Source organism: Bacillus sp. FSL W7-1354 (assembly GCF_038002405.1).
GTDB lineage: Bacteria > Bacillota > Bacilli > Bacillales > Bacillaceae > Bacillus > Bacillus paralicheniformis.
On record NZ_JBBOCL010000001.1, the window covers coordinates 3350798 to 3370000 of the forward strand.

Annotated in this window: 15 protein-coding genes, 1 tRNA gene and 1 rRNA gene (1 of these 17 running past the window's edge); 9 read left to right on the forward strand and 8 right to left on the reverse strand. The window is 45.6% G+C overall.

Annotated elements, in window-relative coordinates; translation table 11 throughout:
• Positions 1 to 45: 45 nt before the first annotated feature.
• The 8 genes from noc to rpmH all read right to left on the reverse strand — a co-directional run bounded on the left by noc (position 46) and on the right by rpmH (position 7510).
• The gene (gene noc / locus MKZ04_RS16965) at positions 46 to 897 is read right to left on the reverse strand and encodes a nucleoid occlusion protein (protein WP_023856799.1); all 852 of its coding nucleotides are present in this window, start codon (positions 895 to 897) and stop codon (positions 46 to 48) included.
• A gap of 97 nt (positions 898 to 994) precedes the next feature.
• A complete protein-coding gene (gene rsmG / locus MKZ04_RS16970; protein WP_020453651.1) occupies positions 995 to 1714 on the reverse strand; it encodes a 16S rRNA (guanine(527)-N(7))-methyltransferase RsmG in 720 nt (239 codons plus the stop codon).
• Positions 1715 to 1727: 13 nt separating this feature from the next.
• Entirely contained in the window at positions 1728 to 3614 is a 1887-nt protein-coding gene (gene mnmG / locus MKZ04_RS16975) for a tRNA uridine-5-carboxymethylaminomethyl(34) synthesis enzyme MnmG (RefSeq protein ID WP_020453652.1), read from the reverse strand.
• Positions 3615 to 3630: 16 nt separating this feature from the next.
• Positions 3631 to 5010, reverse strand: coding sequence for a tRNA uridine-5-carboxymethylaminomethyl(34) synthesis GTPase MnmE (gene mnmE, locus MKZ04_RS16980; RefSeq protein ID WP_025810491.1), 1380 nt, complete (start codon positions 5008 to 5010; stop codon positions 3631 to 3633).
• A 335-nt stretch (positions 5011 to 5345) separates the two neighbouring features.
• Entirely contained in the window at positions 5346 to 5969 is a 624-nt protein-coding gene (gene jag / locus MKZ04_RS16985; RefSeq protein WP_003178050.1) for an RNA-binding cell elongation regulator Jag/EloR, read from the reverse strand.
• Positions 5966 to 6766 (reverse strand): YidC family membrane integrase SpoIIIJ, encoded by an 801-nt coding sequence (spoIIIJ, locus tag MKZ04_RS16990; protein ID WP_095291183.1) that lies wholly within the window; start codon positions 6764 to 6766, stop codon positions 5966 to 5968. Before spoIIIJ ends, jag begins: the two co-directional genes overlap by 4 nt.
• Before the next feature lie 165 nt (positions 6767 to 6931).
• Complete coding sequence (gene rnpA / locus MKZ04_RS16995) at positions 6932 to 7291, reverse strand: ribonuclease P protein component (RefSeq protein WP_020453656.1); 360 nt, start codon at positions 7289 to 7291, stop codon at positions 6932 to 6934.
• Positions 7292 to 7375: 84 nt separating this feature from the next.
• On the reverse strand, positions 7376 to 7510 hold the full coding sequence (gene rpmH / locus MKZ04_RS17000) for a 50S ribosomal protein L34 (RefSeq protein ID WP_003178075.1): 135 nt from the start codon (positions 7508 to 7510) through the stop codon (positions 7376 to 7378).
• Between the two features lie 640 nt (positions 7511 to 8150).
• Here rpmH and dnaA point away from each other — a divergent pair.
• From dnaA to MKZ04_RS17045, 9 genes are all read left to right on the forward strand, one after another.
• Positions 8151 to 9491: a chromosomal replication initiator protein DnaA gene (gene dnaA, locus MKZ04_RS17005; RefSeq protein WP_023856797.1), complete on the forward strand. Its 1341-nt coding sequence runs from the start codon at positions 8151 to 8153 to the stop codon at positions 9489 to 9491.
• Between the two features lie 177 nt (positions 9492 to 9668).
• On the forward strand, positions 9669 to 10805 hold the full coding sequence (dnaN, locus tag MKZ04_RS17010; RefSeq protein ID WP_065643453.1) for a DNA polymerase III subunit beta: 1137 nt from the start codon (positions 9669 to 9671) through the stop codon (positions 10803 to 10805).
• A 166-nt stretch (positions 10806 to 10971) separates the two neighbouring features.
• Positions 10972 to 11187, forward strand: coding sequence for a S4 domain-containing protein YaaA (gene yaaA / locus MKZ04_RS17015; RefSeq protein WP_003178084.1), 216 nt, complete (start codon positions 10972 to 10974; stop codon positions 11185 to 11187).
• A gap of 16 nt (positions 11188 to 11203) precedes the next feature.
• Positions 11204 to 12316, forward strand: a complete 1113-nt coding sequence (gene recF, locus MKZ04_RS17020; RefSeq protein WP_003178089.1) for a DNA replication/repair protein RecF — start codon at positions 11204 to 11206, stop codon at positions 12314 to 12316.
• A 17-nt stretch (positions 12317 to 12333) separates the two neighbouring features.
• On the forward strand, positions 12334 to 12576 hold the full coding sequence (remB, locus tag MKZ04_RS17025) for an extracellular matrix regulator RemB (protein ID WP_023856795.1): 243 nt from the start codon (positions 12334 to 12336) through the stop codon (positions 12574 to 12576).
• Between the two features lie 60 nt (positions 12577 to 12636).
• Entirely contained in the window at positions 12637 to 14550 is a 1914-nt protein-coding gene (gyrB, locus tag MKZ04_RS17030; RefSeq protein ID WP_031305110.1) for a DNA topoisomerase (ATP-hydrolyzing) subunit B, read from the forward strand.
• Between the two features lie 191 nt (positions 14551 to 14741).
• The gene (gene gyrA / locus MKZ04_RS17035) at positions 14742 to 17216 is read left to right on the forward strand and encodes a DNA gyrase subunit A (RefSeq protein ID WP_039073092.1); all 2475 of its coding nucleotides are present in this window, start codon (positions 14742 to 14744) and stop codon (positions 17214 to 17216) included.
• A gap of 278 nt (positions 17217 to 17494) precedes the next feature.
• Positions 17495 to 19044, forward strand: a 16S ribosomal RNA gene (locus MKZ04_RS17040).
• 102 nt (positions 19045 to 19146) lie between these two features.
• Positions 19147 to 19203, forward strand: a tRNA-Ile gene (locus tag MKZ04_RS17045); it runs 20 nt beyond the window's last position.

Below are 19203 nucleotides of genomic sequence, written 5' to 3' on the forward strand. Positions count from 1 at the left end.
CCATAGATATTTTGCCTAAAAAAATAAAAGCTCTATAGGGAGCTTTTATTTCGGTATCTTGATCGTAAACTGAATATATTCTTCAAATTCCTCTTCTTCCGTATTCAGTTTGACGCCGCTGTCTTCCACCATTGATAAGGACTGGCGAATCGTATTCATCGCGATTCTTGCGTCTCTGCTGTACGCTTTTCTCTTTGGTTTCGGCTTGCGTTTATCCTGCTCAAGCATTTTGACGACACGGTCTTCGGTTTGCTTTACATTTAAATTCTTTTCAATGACTTCATGTAACAGCTTGACCTGAAGGTCGGGCTGTTTCAACGGTATGAGCGCTCTTGCGTGGCGCTCTGAAATTTCTTTTTTCAAGATCGCTTCCTGCACCTCTTCCGGAAGCTTCAACAGTCTGAGCTTATTGGCGATTGTTGACTGGCCCTTTCCAAGCCTTTGTGCAAGGGCTTCCTGCGTCAAATCGTGAAGCTCTAAAAGCCTTGCATAAGCATGCGCTTCTTCAATCGAAGATAATTCTTCCCTCTGAAGGTTTTCGATAAGAGCGACGGAAGCGGTCTCCGTATCTGAAAAATCCTTAATAATAGCGGGAACCTTCTCCCAATCGAGCGTTTGAACCGCCCGCCAGCGCCGCTCTCCGGCTATGAGTTCATATTGGCCTTCCCGCTCTGTTTTTCTGACAACAATCGGCTGGATAATGCCGTGTGTATGAATGGTTGCAGCTAATTCTTTAATTTTTTCTTCTGAGAAAATGGTGCGCGGCTGAAAACGGTTAGGAATTATATCGCCTACTGGAATCTCTTGAATTTCTTCTTTATTCGTATCATGTTCAGCAATCTCTGCTTCTTCTTCCTTGTCGCCAAGTCCGAAGAGACGAGAGAATGAATGCTTCATGTACCTACACCACCTTTAAACACTGCCATTTTTATAATTCTATTTTCTCATGAATTTTCCTTCTGTGACATCACGAAATTTGAAGAAAACGAATAATTTAACCTTCTATAGGAGATTTATTAGGTGTTCCAGGCTTTCTTGGAAATTTCTTCGGTGTCTGCGATTGTTTTTTGATGACAATGATGTTTCTGTCGCTTTCTTCAATTGGCAGCTGAAAAGAATGTACGGTTTCAATTTTGCCTCCAAGCATTTTGATGGCTTTTTTGCCCGTTTCAATTTCTTCATCAGCCGAAGCTGCTTTTAATGCTACGAATAAACCGTCTTTTTTCACAAGCGGAAGGCAGAGCTCGCTGAGAACCGAAAGGCGGGCGACAGCGCGTGCCGTCACGACGTCATAGCTTTCCCTGTGGTCTTTCGATCTTCCGAATGTTTCCGCGCGATCATGGTAAAAAGCTGTGTTTTCCAGCTTCAAAGCATCTGACAGCTGATTCAAAAAGTGAATCCGTTTGTTCAGCGAGTCAACGATTGTGACGTGAAGGTGAGGAAAACAGATTTTTATCGGAAGGCTTGGAAATCCGGCGCCCGCTCCAACATCACAGAGACTGTTCATCTTTTTGAAATCAACATAAAAAGAAGCGGCAATGGAGTCGTAAAAATGTTTTAAATACACTTCTTTTTTCTCGGTAATCGAGGTTAAATTCATTTTTTCGTTCCATTCAACAAGCCATTCGTAATAGGTCTCAAATTGCTCCAGCTGGAAGGAAGAGAGGGAGATGCCTTTCTCCTCCAAACCGGCTGTAAATTGCTCAATGTTCATGCCGTCACCCTTTCTATTCCGCAACCTTGGCAATCCGTCCCTGCTCTAAGTAAACGAGCAGAATGGAAATATCAGCAGGATTGACGCCGGAAATCCGTGAGGCCTGTGCGACCGACAGCGGTCTGACCTCTTTCAATTTTTGGCGCGCTTCCGTTGCAATGCCTTTGATCGCGTCATAGTCGATTCTGTCAGGAATCTTTTTGTTTTCCATTTTCTTTAGTTTTTCGACCTGCTGCAAGGACTTTTCAATATATCCTTCATATTTAATTTGAATTTCAACTTGTTCAGCAACGTCGCCGGCGACTTTTTGTTCAGGCGGCGCAAGAGCAGTAACGGTTTCATAATTCATTTCCGGCCGCTTCATCAGGTCGGTCGCGCGTATGCCGTCTTTGAGCTCACTGCCGCCCAATGAACGGATATATTCCTGATTTTCCTTTGTCGGTTTGATAATAACAGAATGAAGGCGTTTTTTCTCTGCTTCAATGGCCGCTTTTTTCTCTTGGAACTTTTGATATCGTTCTTCAGAAATCAAACCGATCTGATAGCCGATCTCGGTCAGGCGCAAGTCTGCATTGTCGTGACGCAGAAGGAGCCTGTACTCCGCACGTGAAGTCAGCAGGCGGTACGGTTCGTTTGTTCCTTTCGTTACAAGGTCGTCGATCAATACGCCGATATAAGCGTCAGAACGGCTGAGAATGACCTCTTCTTTGCCAAGCGCTTTCCGGCCCGCATTGATGCCGGCCATAATTCCCTGTCCGGCCGCTTCTTCATAGCCTGATGTTCCGTTAATCTGTCCGGCTGTGAAGAGTCCCGGAATTTTTTTCGTTTCCAGTGTCGGCCACAGTTGTGTCGGTACAATCGCATCATATTCAATCGCGTATCCTGCCCGCATCATTTGCACATTTTCAAGGCCGGGAATAGTTGAAAGCATTTTTCGCTGCACATCTTCAGGAAGGCTTGTCGACAATCCCTGGACATAGACTTCCTGGGTGTTGCGCCCTTCAGGTTCAAGAAAGATCTGGTGTCTCGGTTTGTCGTTAAAGCGGACAACCTTGTCTTCAATTGAAGGACAATATCTTGGCCCCGTTCCTTTAATCATACCGGAATACATCGGTGAGCGATGCAGATTGTTGTCAATGATTTCATGCGTTTCCGGGCTTGTATATGTGAGCCAGCACGGAAGCTGATCTGTAATATATTCCACTGTCTCATACGAAAAGGCCCGCGGCACTTCATCGCCGGGCTGAATTTCCGTTTTGCTATAGTCAATTGAGTGGCTGTTGACCCGCGGCGGCGTCCCTGTTTTAAAACGGACGAGATCAAAGCCGAGCTCATCAAGATGCTCAGACAGCTTGATGGACGGCTGCTGATTGTTCGGCCCGCTGGAGTATGACAGATCGCCAAGAATAATTTTTCCTCTCAAAAATGTCCCCGTCGTCAGAACCACAGTCTTAGAACGGTACTCCGCCCCTGTTTGGGTTACAACGCCCCGGCATTCCCCGTCTTCAATAAGAAGGCGTTCGACCATTCCTTGCAGCATGGTCAAATTCGGTTCATTCTCAAGTGTCTTTTTCATCTCGTGCTGATATTGGAATTTGTCAGCCTGAGCCCGCAGCGCCCGGACGGCAGGTCCTTTTCCAGTATTTAAAAGCCTCATTTGGATATGAGTTTTATCGATATTTTTAGCCATTTCCCCGCCGAGCGCATCGATTTCGCGGACGACGATTCCTTTTGCAGGTCCGCCGACAGACGGGTTACATGGCATGAAAGCAACCATATCAAGGTTAATCGTTAAGACAAGCGTTTTTGCGCCTTGTCTGGCTGACGCCAGCGCCGCTTCAACACCGGCGTGTCCGGCGCCGACGACAACGACGTCATATTGGCCTGCTTCATAGCCCATATGCTTTGTTCCTCCTTTATTTTCCTAAGCAAAATTGAGAGAAGAGCTGGTCGATCAGGCTTTCGTGTACAGCATCGCCAATGATCTCTCCGAGAACTTCCCAGCATCTTGTTAAATCAATTTGAACCATATCGATCGGGACATCGTTTTCGATGCCCTCCAATGCGTCAGTAATGGCGCGCTTCGCCTCATGCAGCAGTGAGATGTGCCTTGTATTGCTGACATATGTCAAGTCGCCGCTCTCGATCGTTCCTGTGAAAAATAGCGATTGAATGGCTTCCTCCAGCTCATCAATCCCTTCCTCTTTCAATAAGGATGTCGTGACGACAGGCTGGTTCCCCGCCAATTCCCGAACGCGATCAAGATCAAGTCTTTGCTCAAGATCGGTCTTATTGACGATGACGATGATGTCCATGCCCTTCGTTGCTTCAAAGAGCTTGATGTCTTCTTCCGAAAGGGTCTCACTGTAATTGAGGACAAGCAAAATCAAGTCAGCTTCTTTTAATACCTGTCTTGAACGTTCAACGCCGATTCGCTCGACGATGTCTTCGGTCTCGCGGATCCCAGCTGTATCGACAAGACGCAGCGGCACGCCTCTGACATTCACATATTCTTCAATGACATCCCGCGTCGTACCCGGAATGTCCGTTACAATCGCTTTTGTCTCATGGACGAGACTGTTTAAAAGCGAGGACTTGCCGACATTTGGCCGCCCGATGATAACCGTCGAGATGCCTTCTCTTAATATTTTACCCTGCTCTGAAGTCGTCAGCAGCGCCTCGATTTCCTTTTTGACCTTTGTCGCCTTTTCAATCAGCATCTTATGGGTCATTTCTTCGACATCATCGTATTCCGGATAGTCTATATTCACTTCAACATGGGCCAACGTTTCAAGAATCTCGGCTCTCAACCGTTTGATCAGTGAAGACAGCCTTCCTTCCATCTGATTCATGGCCACATTCATAGCGCGGTCTGTTTTGGCCCTGATGAGATCCATGACAGCTTCAGCCTGGGAAAGATCGATTCTTCCGTTCAAAAAGGCTCTTTTCGTAAATTCCCCCGGTTCCGCAAGGCGCGCTCCCTCTCTCAAAACGAGCTGAAGCACCTGGTTGACGGTTACAATTCCGCCGTGGCAGTTGATTTCTACAATATCTTCCCGCGTAAAAGTTTTCGGCGCTTTCAGTACCGAAACCATGACTTCTTCCACGATTTTTTCCGTTTCAGGATCAACGATATGACCGTAGTTAATCGTATGTGAATCGACGGAACTCAGCCTTTTCCCGCGAGGTCCTTTATATACTTTATCGGCGATCGCAAGAGCCTCAGGGCCGCTCATCCGGACGATCGCAATCGCCCCTTCTCCCATCGGCGTTGAAATCGCAGCGATGGTATCCATGGCTTTCACCTCTCTTTTTCATTCCTCTATCTATTATCCCCATTTGTCCGGGTCATCTTCCAAACATCGTATATGGATGAAAAACTTTTATTGTAATCAAAATTTAAAGATATCATAGTTTCAATTGAAGTGGAAGTGACTTGAACCGTTATCCACAACCGTTCTAAGCCATCATTACTTACTTTAACTTATCCACATGTGAATAACAATTAAATTTCATTTTCATCAACAGCTTACACTGAAAAAACTAAAGCTTTAACCGATTTGGTCTGCATTTATCGATTTTGCAACGGCAAAAAACCGAAGCCCCAATTTTGGGAACTTCGGTTTTCATGTTATTTTTTATATGAGATGACAAGGTGCCGGTTATGGTCTTCTCCGGTAGAATAAGTTTCGATATGCTGCGAGTAGCCCGCAAGCGTATCATGGATGACTTTGCGCTCACTGGAAGGCATCGGCTCCAGATGAATGTCTTTTTTCTGCCTGGCCGCCTGGTCAGCAAGCTTCAATGCAAGCTGAGCGAGTGTTTCCTTCCGCTTTGCGCGGTATCCCTCGGCGTCAACCACCGCTTGGATATATCTGTCGGAATGACGATTGAGCACGAGCTGCGTCAGCGTTTCAAGGGCATTTAAAGTTTGTCCTCTTTTTCCAATTAAAAGGGCTGTTTTATCGCCTTTTAACTGAAAAACCACTCGTTTTGACTCCTCTTCTGCCGTCACCTGGGCTTGTATTCCCATATTCGAAATCACATTTTCCAAATACTGTTTTGCTTCTTTAACCGGGTCTATTTTTTCCCGAATGTTCACGACTGCAGACCGATGACCGAAAATGCCGAATAATCCCTTTTTTCCTTCATCAACTACGTCGACTTCGACATCATCTGCATGAAGGCCCAGCTGTTCAAGCCCGGATTGCACTGCTTCATCGACGGTACGTCCAGTAGCAGTCAGTTCCTTCACTTTTTCTTACCTCCGGATTTTTTTCCTCCGGCTGCCGCTTCCTGCCTCTCTGCCTTTAAATCAGGCCCTTTGATAAAGAAGGTTTGAGCAATCATGAATAAGTTACCGACTACCCAGTACAGGGAAAGAGCCGCCGGGAAACTGACCGCAAATACAACGATCATGATCGGCATCAGCCAAAGCATCATCGCCATCTGCGGATTTTGTTGCGCTGTTCCCGCCATCATCAGCTTTTGCTGAATGAATGTGAACACACCGGCGAGAATCGGCAAAATGAAATACGGATCACGCTCCCCAAGGTCAAACCATAAAAAGCTGTGTTCTGCGATTTCCCGCGTTCTCATAATGGCATGATAGAATCCGATTAAAATCGGCATTTGAATTAAGATCGGGAAACATCCGGCAAGCGGGTTAACCCCGTGCTTCTGCATGAGAGCCATCGTTTCCTGTTGAAGCTTCTGCTGCGTTTTTTGATCTTTAGAACTGTATTTTTCGCGAAGTTTTTGCATTTCAGGCTGGAGAGCCTGCATCGCTTTCGAACTCTTCGTCTGCTTGATCATCAGCGGCAAAATTAAAAGTCTGATTAAGATCGTGACGATGATAATCGCGAGTCCGAAGTTTTCATTCGTTAAATTTGCTACATACGTGATCAGCTGTGACAGCGGGTATACGATATACGTGTTCCAAAACCCTTCACTTTCTGCAGTGATCGGCTGGTTGATTTCCGTACATCCAGCTAACAGCACGATAACGCCGATCATACTGAACAATAATAAAATTCGCCTCTTCAACAATATTTCCTCCTAAATCTTCATTCTTCAACCGGTGTTATTCGGTTATGACCATTAAAAAGACATACTTTCTCGTATTTTATCATCTTTCTCCCCGAATGGGCGACGACATTTTTCAGGAGCTAAAGGAAGCGCTTAAAAATGAGGGCCATAACATCTTTTTAACCCGGACTATGATGGCTGATTCGGTTTTTTCCGGTAGACAAACGACTTTCTGAAAAGGTGCTGCAAACTTTTTTTCGTCTCTTCATATGACAATTCAGCTGCAGGCTTTCTTGCGATGATAATGTAGTCATTTTCTTGTTTTAATAGATCCCGCTCTTCCTGGATGACCTGGCGAATCAGCCGCTTTACCCGGTTGCGCACGACTGCGTTTCCGATTTTCTTGCTGACCGACAGTCCCACCCGAAACTCTTTCGCCTCAGGCTGGTGAAGCACATATAAAACATATTGCCGGTTTGCCATCGATTTGCCTTTTTTAAATACTTTTTGAAAATCTTCATTTTTCTTTAATCGATTTCGCTTTTTCATATCTTCTTTCACTCCGATAACAAGCTGGCAAATGGGCCTGGTCATTCCTCTATGTAAAAAAGACCACTGACATTATTCAGTGGCCTAAGCTGATAATACTTTTCTTCCTTTGCGGCGACGACGTGCTAATACAAGACGTCCATTTTTAGAACTCATACGGCTGCGAAAGCCATGAACTTTGCTGCGCTTACGGTTATTTGGTTGAAATGTTCTTTTCATGTATGACACCTCCCTCGAGGAATAGCTGTTAAAGACAGTCTAATTTATTATATTGGGATGAGCAGTTCATTGTCAACTTCGCTCACACATTTCTTTTTTGCACCATAATAGGATAACACATATCAATTTTCTTCGAAAGCCTAATTTCACTTTTCCTCAATTTTAGCTTAAAAGATTTTTTTGGAAGCGGGAAAATGGGATGAACGAAGCGAAAAAAAAGCCAATGTGGATATCTTTCGCCTCGTTTTTTCTATCCACAGTCATTATCGACAACATTTTCACAAAACTAACCGTTGTGGACAATATTTCTTCAACAGTTTGTATAGTGTGTGGATAAGTTCCTCGCAACCATTGCAACCACTCGCTTATTCTGATATTATATTTGTGTTTTAACTCTTGATAACAAATTGGCTGCCAATCCATTATCCACAAACTGTGGATAAGTTGTGGAAAGTTTTTTCACAGGGTGTGCAGAAATTTGTCCACATCTTGTGAAGAATGTCGAAAAGACGTTTTTCTACTATATTATATGTTTTCAACATTTCATTAACGAATGGACTCATCCATTTGCTCTTTTTTTGTGTTCTATAACAGGTTGGACGAGCAAATATTGCTGGTAAAGGAGGGACGAACCGCCATTATGAAAAACATATCGGATCTTTGGAATCAAGCTTTGGGGCAGATCGAAAAAAAATTGAGCAAGCCCAGCTTTGAAACATGGATGAAATCGACAAAGGCCCATTCATTGCAGGGCGATACGCTGATCATCACCGCACCGAACGAGTTCGCCAGAGACTGGCTTGAATCAAGATACCTGCACCTGATCGCCGATACGATCTACGATCTGACAGGAGAAGAATTGAGCATTAAATTTGTCATTCCTCAGAATCAAAATGAAGAAGATTTTATGCCTAAGTCTCCAATCAAAAAAATGTCGAAAGAAGAACCGGCTGATTTTCCGCAAAACATGCTGAACCCCAAATATACATTCGATACGTTCGTTATCGGTTCAGGAAACCGATTCGCCCATGCGGCGTCTTTGGCAGTGGCCGAAGCCCCGGCGAAAGCTTACAATCCGCTGTTTATTTATGGGGGAGTCGGACTTGGAAAGACTCACTTAATGCATGCGATCGGGCACTATGTCATCGATCACAATCCATCTGCAAAAGTGGTTTATTTGTCATCTGAGAAATTTACAAATGAATTCATTAACTCGATCCGTGACAATAAAGCTGTCGATTTTCGCAACCGCTATCGAAATGTTGACGTTCTTTTGATAGATGATATTCAATTTTTAGCCGGAAAAGAACAGACGCAAGAGGAATTTTTCCATACGTTTAATACGCTGCATGAAGAAACAAAGCAGATCGTCATTTCCAGCGACCGGCCTCCAAAAGAGATCCCAACGCTTGAAGACCGTTTGCGCTCCCGTTTTGAATGGGGATTGATCACAGACATCACGCCTCCTGATCTAGAAACAAGAATTGCGATTTTAAGGAAGAAAGCAAAAGCAGAAGGACTTGATATCCCGAATGAAGTCATGCTTTATATTGCCAATCAGATCGACAGCAATATCAGGGAGCTGGAAGGGGCATTAATCAGGGTTGTCGCATATTCTTCCCTGATCAATAAAGACATCAACGCCGATTTGGCTGCTGAAGCTTTGAAAGATATCATTCCGTCTTCAAAGCCGAAAGTCATTACGATCAAAGACATCCAAAGAATCGTCGGCCAGCAGTTCAATATCAAGCTGGAGGATTTCAAGGCGAAGAAACGGACAAAATCGGTGGCTTTTCCGCGGCAAATCGCTATGTATCTATCAAGAGAAATGACAGATTCTTCTCTTCCAAAGATCGGCGAGGAGTTTGGCGGACGCGACCACACGACGGTCATCCATGCCCACGAAAAAATATCAAAACTGCTGAGCGATGATGAACAGCTCCAGCAGCATATTAAAGAAATTAAAGAGCAGCTGAGATAAATGGTGAGCGGGAAAGTGTGAATAACTTAAACATAGCCTTACACAGTCTGTCCACATGTGGATAGGCTGTGTTTCCGTTCGTTTTTAGCACTTATCCACAAATCCACAGCCCCTACTAGTACTTCTGCTATTTTTATAAAACATAATAATTAATAGATTTCCGCAAGGAGGATGATTATGAAGTTTACAATTCAAAAAGACCGCCTAGTCGAAGGTGTCCAAGATGTGTTAAAAGCCGTTTCTTCAAGAACGACGATTCCGATCTTAACCGGTATTAAAATCGTGGCCTCTGATGAAGGTGTCTCTCTGACAGGCAGCGATTCCGATATTTCGATTGAATCGTTTATCCCAAAAGAAGACGGCGATTTAGAGATCGTGACAATTGAACAGCCCGGCAGCATTGTGCTTCAAGCGCGTTTTTTCAGTGAAATTGTCAAAAAGCTGCCGATGTCAACGGTGGAAATCGAGGTTCAAAATCAATACTTAACGATCATCCGCTCCGGCAAAGCAGAGTTTAACTTAAACGGTTTGGATGCAAGCGAATATCCGCTTTTGCCGCAAATTGAAGAGCATCACGCTTTTCAAATTCCGACCGATCTGCTGAAAAACCTGATCCGCCAAACCGTTTTTGCAGTGTCCACCTCAGAAACACGCCCAATCTTGACAGGTGTAAACTGGAATGTCGCGGACGGTGAATTAATATGCACTGCGACGGATAGTCACCGTCTGGCGCTAAGAAAAGCTAAGCTCGACATTAACGAAGACAATTCTTACAATGTCGTCATCCCAGGAAAAAGCTTAACCGAGCTGAGCAAGATCCTTGATGACCATCAGGAGCTAGTCGATATTGTGATTACCGAAACACAAGTGTTATTTAAAACAAAAAACGTGCTGTTTTTCTCCAGGCTGCTTGACGGAAACTATCCGGATACAAACCGCCTGATTCCTCAGGAAAGCAAAACGAACCTGATCGTCAATACAAAGGAATTTCTTCAGGCGATCGACAGGGCTTCGCTCTTGGCGAGAGAAGGACGAAACAACGTGGTGAAACTTTCCGCAACCGCCAATGAGTCGATCGAAATTTCTTCAAACTCTCCGGAAATCGGAAAGGTTGTCGAAACGGTGAATGCCGAGCAGATTGAAGGGGAAGACTTAAAGATATCCTTTAGTCCGAAATATATGCTGGATGCCCTTAAAGTTCTTGAAGGAGAGGATATTCACGTGAGCTTCACGGGCGCTATGAGGCCTTTTCTGATCCGTACGCCGAATGACGATTCGATCGTCCAATTAATTCTTCCTGTCCGGACGTATTAATTTGTTGGAATAGAAAGTTGCCGGCTGGTCCGGCAGCTTCTCTTATTTTTCGGGAGAAAAGCGCTCTCGCCCTGCCTTGGTTGTTCATACCGCAAGTTTCCCCTTTCCTTCTTTCCCTGTTTTTTAGTACAATTAGATATTAGTGATATTGAAAGAGGTCGATATAATGACAAAGACGGTGGCTATTGATACAGAGATGATTACCCTCGGCCAGTTTTTGAAATTGGCGGATGTCATTCAGTCCGGAGGAATGGCAAAATGGTTTTTATCGGAATATGAAGTACTCGTCAATGACGAGCCGGATAACCGCCGCGGACGAAAACTGTATGTCGGAGATGTGGTGACGATTGAAGGATTCGGTTCATTTCAAGTCGTCGGCTAAAAGCAGGTGGTATTGATTGTATATCCAAAATCTTACATTATCATCTTACCGTAATTATGAGCGCCTTGACCTTCAATTTGAGAACAAAGTGAATGTGATTATCGGAGAGAACGCTCAAGGAAAAACGAATTTGATGGAAGCGATCTATGTGCTTGCGATGGCGAAATCCCATCGGACGTCAAATGATAAAGAACTCATACGATGGGATGAAGACTATGCTAAAATAGAAGGCAGGGTCATTAAAAAAAACGGTTCTGTTCCCATTCAGCTCGTGATTTCCAAAAAAGGAAAAAAAGGTAAAGTCAATCATATTGAACAGCAGAAGCTGAGCCAGTATGTCGGGGCTGTCAACACGATTATGTTCGCGCCGGAGGATTTAAATCTTGTAAAAGGAAGTCCTCAGGTCAGAAGAAGGTTTCTCGATATGGAAATCGGCCAAGTATCACCTGTCTATCTTCATGACCTTTCTCTTTACCAAAAAATCCTTTCACAACGGAATCATTTCCTGAAACAGCTTCAAACGAGAAAGCAAACCGACCAAACGATGCTTGACGTGCTGACGGAACAGCTTACGGAATTCGCGGCAAAGGTTGTGATGAAACGGCTTCAGTTTGTCGATCAGCTTGAAAAATGGGCTCAGCCCATTCATTCCGGAATTTCAAGAGGTCTGGAAGAGCTGACGTTAAAGTATCATACGTCTCTTCACGTATCAGATTCGCCCGATTTGTCGAAAATGATCAATAGTTATCAAGAAACGTTTTCTAAATTAAGAGATAAAGAAATAGAACGGGGGGTATCTCTGTCAGGTCCCCACAGGGATGATGTTCTCTTCTACGTCAATGGCCGTGATGTGCAGACTTACGGATCGCAGGGCCAGCAGCGAACGACTGCTTTGTCGCTTAAATTGGCTGAAATCGATTTGATTCAGGAAGAGATAGGAGAATATCCGATTCTGCTTTTGGATGATGTTTTATCAGAGCTGGACGACTATCGGCAGTCTCACTTGCTCCACACCATTCAAGGCCGTGTTCAAACATTCGTAACAACGACAAGCGTTGATGGAATTGATCATAAAACCTTAAACGAAGCGGAAATCTTTCGAGTTGAAAATGGCACGCTATCGGACTGAGAAAATGGGGTGAGGGATTGTATATCCACTTAGGTGACGATTTTGTCGTCTCAACGCGTGAAATTGTGGCTATTTTTGATTACAAGGCAAAGACGTCGCCGATTGTTGAAGAGTTTTTAAACAAGCAAAAACAGCAGATTGTCTCTTCTAACAGCACGCCGAAGTCAATTGTTGTCACATTACAATCGATTTATTTTTCTCCTTTAGCCTCAGGCACGTTGAAAAAACGGGCGCAATCCAAGCCGGAAATCGATTCATAAAAGAATCTTAACTATAAATTTATTATGTTTGAAGAAAAGTGTAGGTGAATGTGCGTGGCAATGGAACAGCAAAATAATTACGATGAAAATCAGATACAGGTTCTAGAGGGATTGGAAGCCGTGCGGAAAAGACCCGGAATGTACATCGGGTCGACAAGCGGCAAAGGTCTACACCATTTAGTATGGGAAATTGTCGATAACAGCATCGATGAAGCATTGGCCGGTTACTGCACTGAAATCAATGTCGAAATTGAAAAAGACAACAGCATCACTGTAAAAGACAACGGACGGGGGATTCCGGTCGGTATTCATGAGAAGATGGGCCGTCCCGCTGTAGAAGTCATCATGACAGTCCTGCACGCCGGAGGAAAGTTTGACGGAAGCGGATATAAAGTTTCAGGCGGTTTGCACGGCGTCGGTGCATCTGTTGTTAACGCCCTTTCAACCGAGCTCGATGTAACGGTTTACAGAGATGGAAAAGTCCATTACCAGGAATTTGAACGGGGCGTTCCGAAAGCTGATTTGAAAGTCATCGGAGATACGGAAGTGACGGGAACGACCACTCACTTCAAGCCTGATCCGGAAATATTCACGGAAACGACGGAATACGACTATGATACGCTTGCCACTCGTGTCCGGGAGCTCGCTTTCTTGACAAAAGGCGTCAAAATCACGATTGAAGACAAGCGAGAAGGAAAAGAACGCAAGAATGATTACTGCTATGAAGGCGGTATTAAAAGCTATGTTGAACACTTGAACCGTTCACGGGAAGTGGTTCATGAAGAGCCAGTCTATATTGAAGGATCCAAAGACGGCATTACGGTCGAGGTGGCTCTTCAATACAACGACAGCTATACTAGCAACATTTATTCGTTTGCCAATAACATTCATACGTATGAAGGCGGAACGCATGAAGCCGGCTTTAAGACCGGTTTGACGAGAGTCATCAATGATTACGCGAGAAGGAACGGTGTCTTCAAAGAAAGCGATCCGAACTTAAGCGGGGAAGACGTCCGTGAAGGTTTGACAGCGATCATTTCAATCAAGCATCCGGATCCTCAATTTGAAGGGCAGACGAAAACAAAGCTTGGCAACTCAGAAGCGCGGACGATAACAGATGCGCTATTTTCAGAAGCGCTCGAAAAGTTTCTGCTTGAAAACCCGGATTCGGCGAAAAAAATCGTTGAAAAAGGGGTTATGGCCGCCAGAGCACGAATGGCTGCAAAGAAAGCACGCGAACTGACGCGCAGAAAAAGCGCCCTTGAAGTGTCGAATCTGCCGGGGAAACTGGCTGACTGTTCTTCTAAAGACCCGACGATTTCCGAACTTTACATCGTTGAGGGTGACTCTGCGGGCGGATCGGCAAAACAGGGCCGCGATCGTCATTTCCAAGCCATTTTGCCTTTGAGAGGGAAAATCTTGAACGTCGAAAAAGCACGCCTGGACAAAATTTTGTCCAACAATGAGGTTCGTTCTATGATCACCGCGCTTGGCACCGGGATCGGGGAAGATTTCAATCTTGAAAAAGCCCGCTACCACAAAGTCGTGATTATGACGGATGCCGACGTCGACGGTGCCCACATCCGAACGTTGCTGCTGACCTTTTTCTACCGCTACATGAGACAAATCATCGAACAAGGATATGTCTACATCGCTCAGCCGCCGCTTTACAAAATACAGCAGGGGAAACGCGTTGAGTATGCGTACAATGACCAGCAGCTCGAAGAAATTTTAAAAGAGCTTCCGCAAAATCCGAAGCCAGGCCTGCAGCGCTATAAAGGTTTGGGCGAGATGAACGCGACACAGCTTTGGGAAACGACGATGGATCCTGAAACGCGGACATTGCTTCAAGTAACGCTCAAAGATGCGATCGATGCGGATGAAACCTTTGAAATGCTGATGGGCGACAAGGTTGAGCCGCGCCGCAACTTTATCGAAGAGAATGCCCGATATGTAAAGAATTTGGATATTTAATGATTGTAAGACCTTATTTTCGCTTAATTGAAATAAGGTCTTTTCTAGAATGAGCCTTTGGCGCTCTAGTCATTTGATGTGTATAAAATCAAGATTATTGATATAATGGAGAATAGCCTAATTCGTTGAAGAGTATAAATTACAAATCTACTCCCACACAACTCATGTAGATTCTCCAGGGAGGTTTTTTAATGAGTGAACAACATAAGCCCCAAGTTCAGGAAGTCAATATCAGTCAGGAAATGCGCACATCTTTTTTAGACTACGCAATGAGTGTTATTGTTTCCCGCGCTCTTCCGGACGTAAGAGACGGTCTGAAGCCGGTGCACAGAAGAATATTGTATGCGATGAACGACCTTGGGATGACAAGTGATAAGCCGTATAAAAAATCCGCGCGTATTGTCGGCGAAGTTATCGGTAAGTACCACCCGCATGGTGATTCTGCTGTTTACGAAGCCATGGTCAGAATGGCGCAGGATTTTAACTATCGGTACATGCTCGTTCAAGGCCACGGAAACTTCGGTTCTGTCGACGGCGACTCGGCTGCGGCCATGCGTTACACAGAAGCGAGAATGTCTAAAATATCAATGGAAATTCTGCGCGACATCAATAAAGACACAATCGATTACCAGGACAACTATGACGGATCGGAAAAAGAGCCGGTTGTCATGCCCGCGAGATTTCCAAACCTGCTTGTCAACGGAGCGGCCGGTATTGCTGTAGGTATGGCCACAAACATTCCGCCGCATCAGCTCGGTGAAGTCATTGACGGGGTCTTGGCGGTCAGCAAGAACCCTGAAATCACGCTTCCGGAATTGATGGAAATCATTCCTGGACCTGATTTCCCAACAGCAGGGCTGATCTTGGGGAGAAGCGGCATCCGGAAAGCCTATGAAACAGGCCGGGGATCCATTACGCTTCGAGCCAAAGCTCAAATCGAAGAAACATCTTCCGGTAAACCGGTAATCATAATTACGGAAATACCGTATCAGGTGAATAAAGCTAGGCTGATCGAAAAAATCGCCGATCTAGTGCGCGATAAGAAAATCGACGGCATTACGGATCTCCGCGATGAATCAGACCGAAACGGAATGCGCATTGTCATTGAACTGAGAAGGGACGCAAACGCTAATGTACTGTTAAATAACTTGTACAAGCAGACCGCTCTTCAAACATCATTCGGCATTAATCTTTTGGCGCTTGTTGACGGACAGCCGAAAGTATTGAGCTTGAAGCAGTGTCTAGAGCATTATCTTGACCATCAAAAAGTCGTGATCAGAAGGCGCACGGCATTCGAGCTTCGCAAAGCGGAAGCGCGGGCCCATATTCTTGAGGGCTTGAGAGTGGCGCTTGATCATCTTGATGAAGTTATTTCCCTAATTAGAAATTCGCAAACGGCTGAAATCGCAAAAAACGGATTGATTGAGAAGTTTTCTTTGACCGAAAAACAGGCCCAAGCGATTTTGGACATGCGTCTTCAGCGTTTAACAGGACTGGAACGCGAAAAAATCGAAGAGGAATATCAAGGTCTTGTTGAGTTGATTGCCGAGTTAAAAGCCATCTTAGCAGACGAAGAAAAGGTTCTTGAAATCATTCGGGAAGAGCTCACAGAAGTTAAAGAGCGCTTTAATGATGAGCGCCGTACGGAAATCGTGACATCAGGCCTTGAAACGATTGAGGACGAAGATCTCATCACGCGCGAGAATATCGTTGTGACTTTAACCCATAACGGATATATCAAACGTCTGCCTTCTTCCACTTACCGCAGCCAAAAACGGGGCGGGAAAGGCATTCAGGGCATGGGGACAAATGAAGACGACTTCGTTGAACACCTGATTTCAACATCCACCCATGACACCATTCTCTTCTTCTCAAATAAAGGGAAGGTGTACCGTTCGAAAGGATATGAGATCCCTGAATTCGGACGGACAGCAAAGGGAATACCGATTATTAACCTGCTTGAAGTGGAAAAAGGAGAATGGATCAACGCGATTATCCCGGTAAGCGAATTTGATGACGAGTCTTATTTGTTCTTCACGACAAGACACGGAATATCAAAACGCACGCCGCTTTCCCAATTCGCGAATATCCGCAATAACGGATTGATCGCCTTAAGCCTCCGCGATGAGGATGAATTGATGGCCGTCCGCCTGACAGACGGAAATAAACAAATTATTATCGGCACGAAGAACGGTCTGCTGATCCGTTTCCCTGAAACAGATGTAAGGCAAATGGGAAGAACAGCAGCCGGTGTTAAAGGCATCACTCTGACAGATGACGATGTTGTCGTCGGCATGGAGATTTTGGAAGAGGATTATCATGTGCTAATCGTAACTGAAAAAGGCTACGGAAAACTGACGCCGGCTTCAGAATACAGGGTTCAAAGCCGTGGAGGAAAAGGGCTGAAAACCTGCAAAATCACAGAAAATAACGGCTCTCTTGTGACAGTGAAAGCAACAACAGGAGAAGAAGATTTAATGATCATCACAGCGAGCGGCGTGATCATTCGGATGGACATTAAAGATATTTCCACAACCGGCCGCGTCACTCAGGGCGTGCGTCTTATCCGCTTAGGTGAACAAGAGCATGTCGCGACTGTCGCTTTAGTTGAAAAAGATGAAGAGAACGATACAGAAGAACAGGAACAGGAAGCAGACGAATCATAAAAACATGCAGCCAAATGGCTGCATGTTTTTCTATTCAATTTTTCAAATATGATCTTTTCATCAGAAAGATGATATGCTATAATTTCTTTTGGTCGCTTATAAAAGCAACAACAAAAACTTTTTCGAAAAAAAGTATTGACCGCTTGTCTCATAAATGTTATATTTAAGTGGTCGCTTTGAGAGCGGAAACGAAGTTCTTTGAAAACTAAACAAGACAAACGTACCTGTTAATTCATTAAATAAATCGCACATGCGAATGTGCGTAGTCATTATCAAACTTCATGGAGAGTTTGATCCTGGCTCAGGACGAACGCTGGCGGCGTGCCTAATACATGCAAGTCGAGCGGACAGATGGGAGCTTGCTCCCTGATGTCAGCGGCGGACGGGTGAGTAACACGTGGGTAACCTGCCTGTAAGACTGGGATAACTCCGGGAAACCGGGGCTAATACCGGATGCTTGATTGAACCGCATGGTTCAATTATAAAAGGTGGCTTTTAGCTACCACTTACAGATGGACCCGCGGCGCATTAGCTAGTTGGTGAGGTAACGGCTCACCAAGGCAACGATGCGTAGCCGACCTGAGAGGGTGATCGGCCACACTGGGACTGAGACACGGCCCAGACTCCTACGGGAGGCAGCAGTAGGGAATCTTCCGCAATGGACGAAAGTCTGACGGAGCAACGCCGCGTGAGTGATGAAGGTTTTCGGATCGTAAAACTCTGTTGTTAGGGAAGAACAAGTACCGTTCGAATAGGGCGGTACCTTGACGGTACCTAACCAGAAAGCCACGGCTAACTACGTGCCAGCAGCCGCGGTAATACGTAGGTGGCAAGCGTTGTCCGGAATTATTGGGCGTAAAGCGCGCGCAGGCGGTTTCTTAAGTCTGATGTGAAAGCCCCCGGCTCAACCGGGGAGGGTCATTGGAAACTGGGGAACTTGAGTGCAGAAGAGGAGAGTGGAATTCCACGTGTAGCGGTGAAATGCGTAGAGATGTGGAGGAACACCAGTGGCGAAGGCGACTCTCTGGTCTGTAACTGACGCTGAGGCGCGAAAGCGTGGGGAGCGAACAGGATTAGATACCCTGGTAGTCCACGCCGTAAACGATGAGTGCTAAGTGTTAGAGGGTTTCCGCCCTTTAGTGCTGCAGCAAACGCATTAAGCACTCCGCCTGGGGAGTACGGTCGCAAGACTGAAACTCAAAGGAATTGACGGGGGCCCGCACAAGCGGTGGAGCATGTGGTTTAATTCGAAGCAACGCGAAGAACCTTACCAGGTCTTGACATCCTCTGACAACCCTAGAGATAGGGCTTCCCCTTCGGGGGCAGAGTGACAGGTGGTGCATGGTTGTCGTCAGCTCGTGTCGTGAGATGTTGGGTTAAGTCCCGCAACGAGCGCAACCCTTGATCTTAGTTGCCAGCATTCAGTTGGGCACTCTAAGGTGACTGCCGGTGACAAACCGGAGGAAGGTGGGGATGACGTCAAATCATCATGCCCCTTATGACCTGGGCTACACACGTGCTACAATGGGCAGAACAAAGGGCAGCGAAGCCGCGAGGCTAAGCCAATCCCACAAATCTGTTCTCAGTTCGGATCGCAGTCTGCAACTCGACTGCGTGAAGCTGGAATCGCTAGTAATCGCGGATCAGCATGCCGCGGTGAATACGTTCCCGGGCCTTGTACACACCGCCCGTCACACCACGAGAGTTTGTAACACCCGAAGTCGGTGAGGTAACCTTTTGGAGCCAGCCGCCGAAGGTGGGACAGATGATTGGGGTGAAGTCGTAACAAGGTAGCCGTATCGGAAGGTGCGGCTGGATCACCTCCTTTCTAAGGATATTATACGGAATATAAGACCTCGCGGTCTTATAGACAGGTGCGTTTAGATCTTGTTTAGTTTTGAAGGAACTTCCTTCATATGAATCAAAAGATGGGCCTGTAGCTCAGCTGGTTAGAGCGCACGCCTGATAAGCGTGAGGTCGGTGGTTC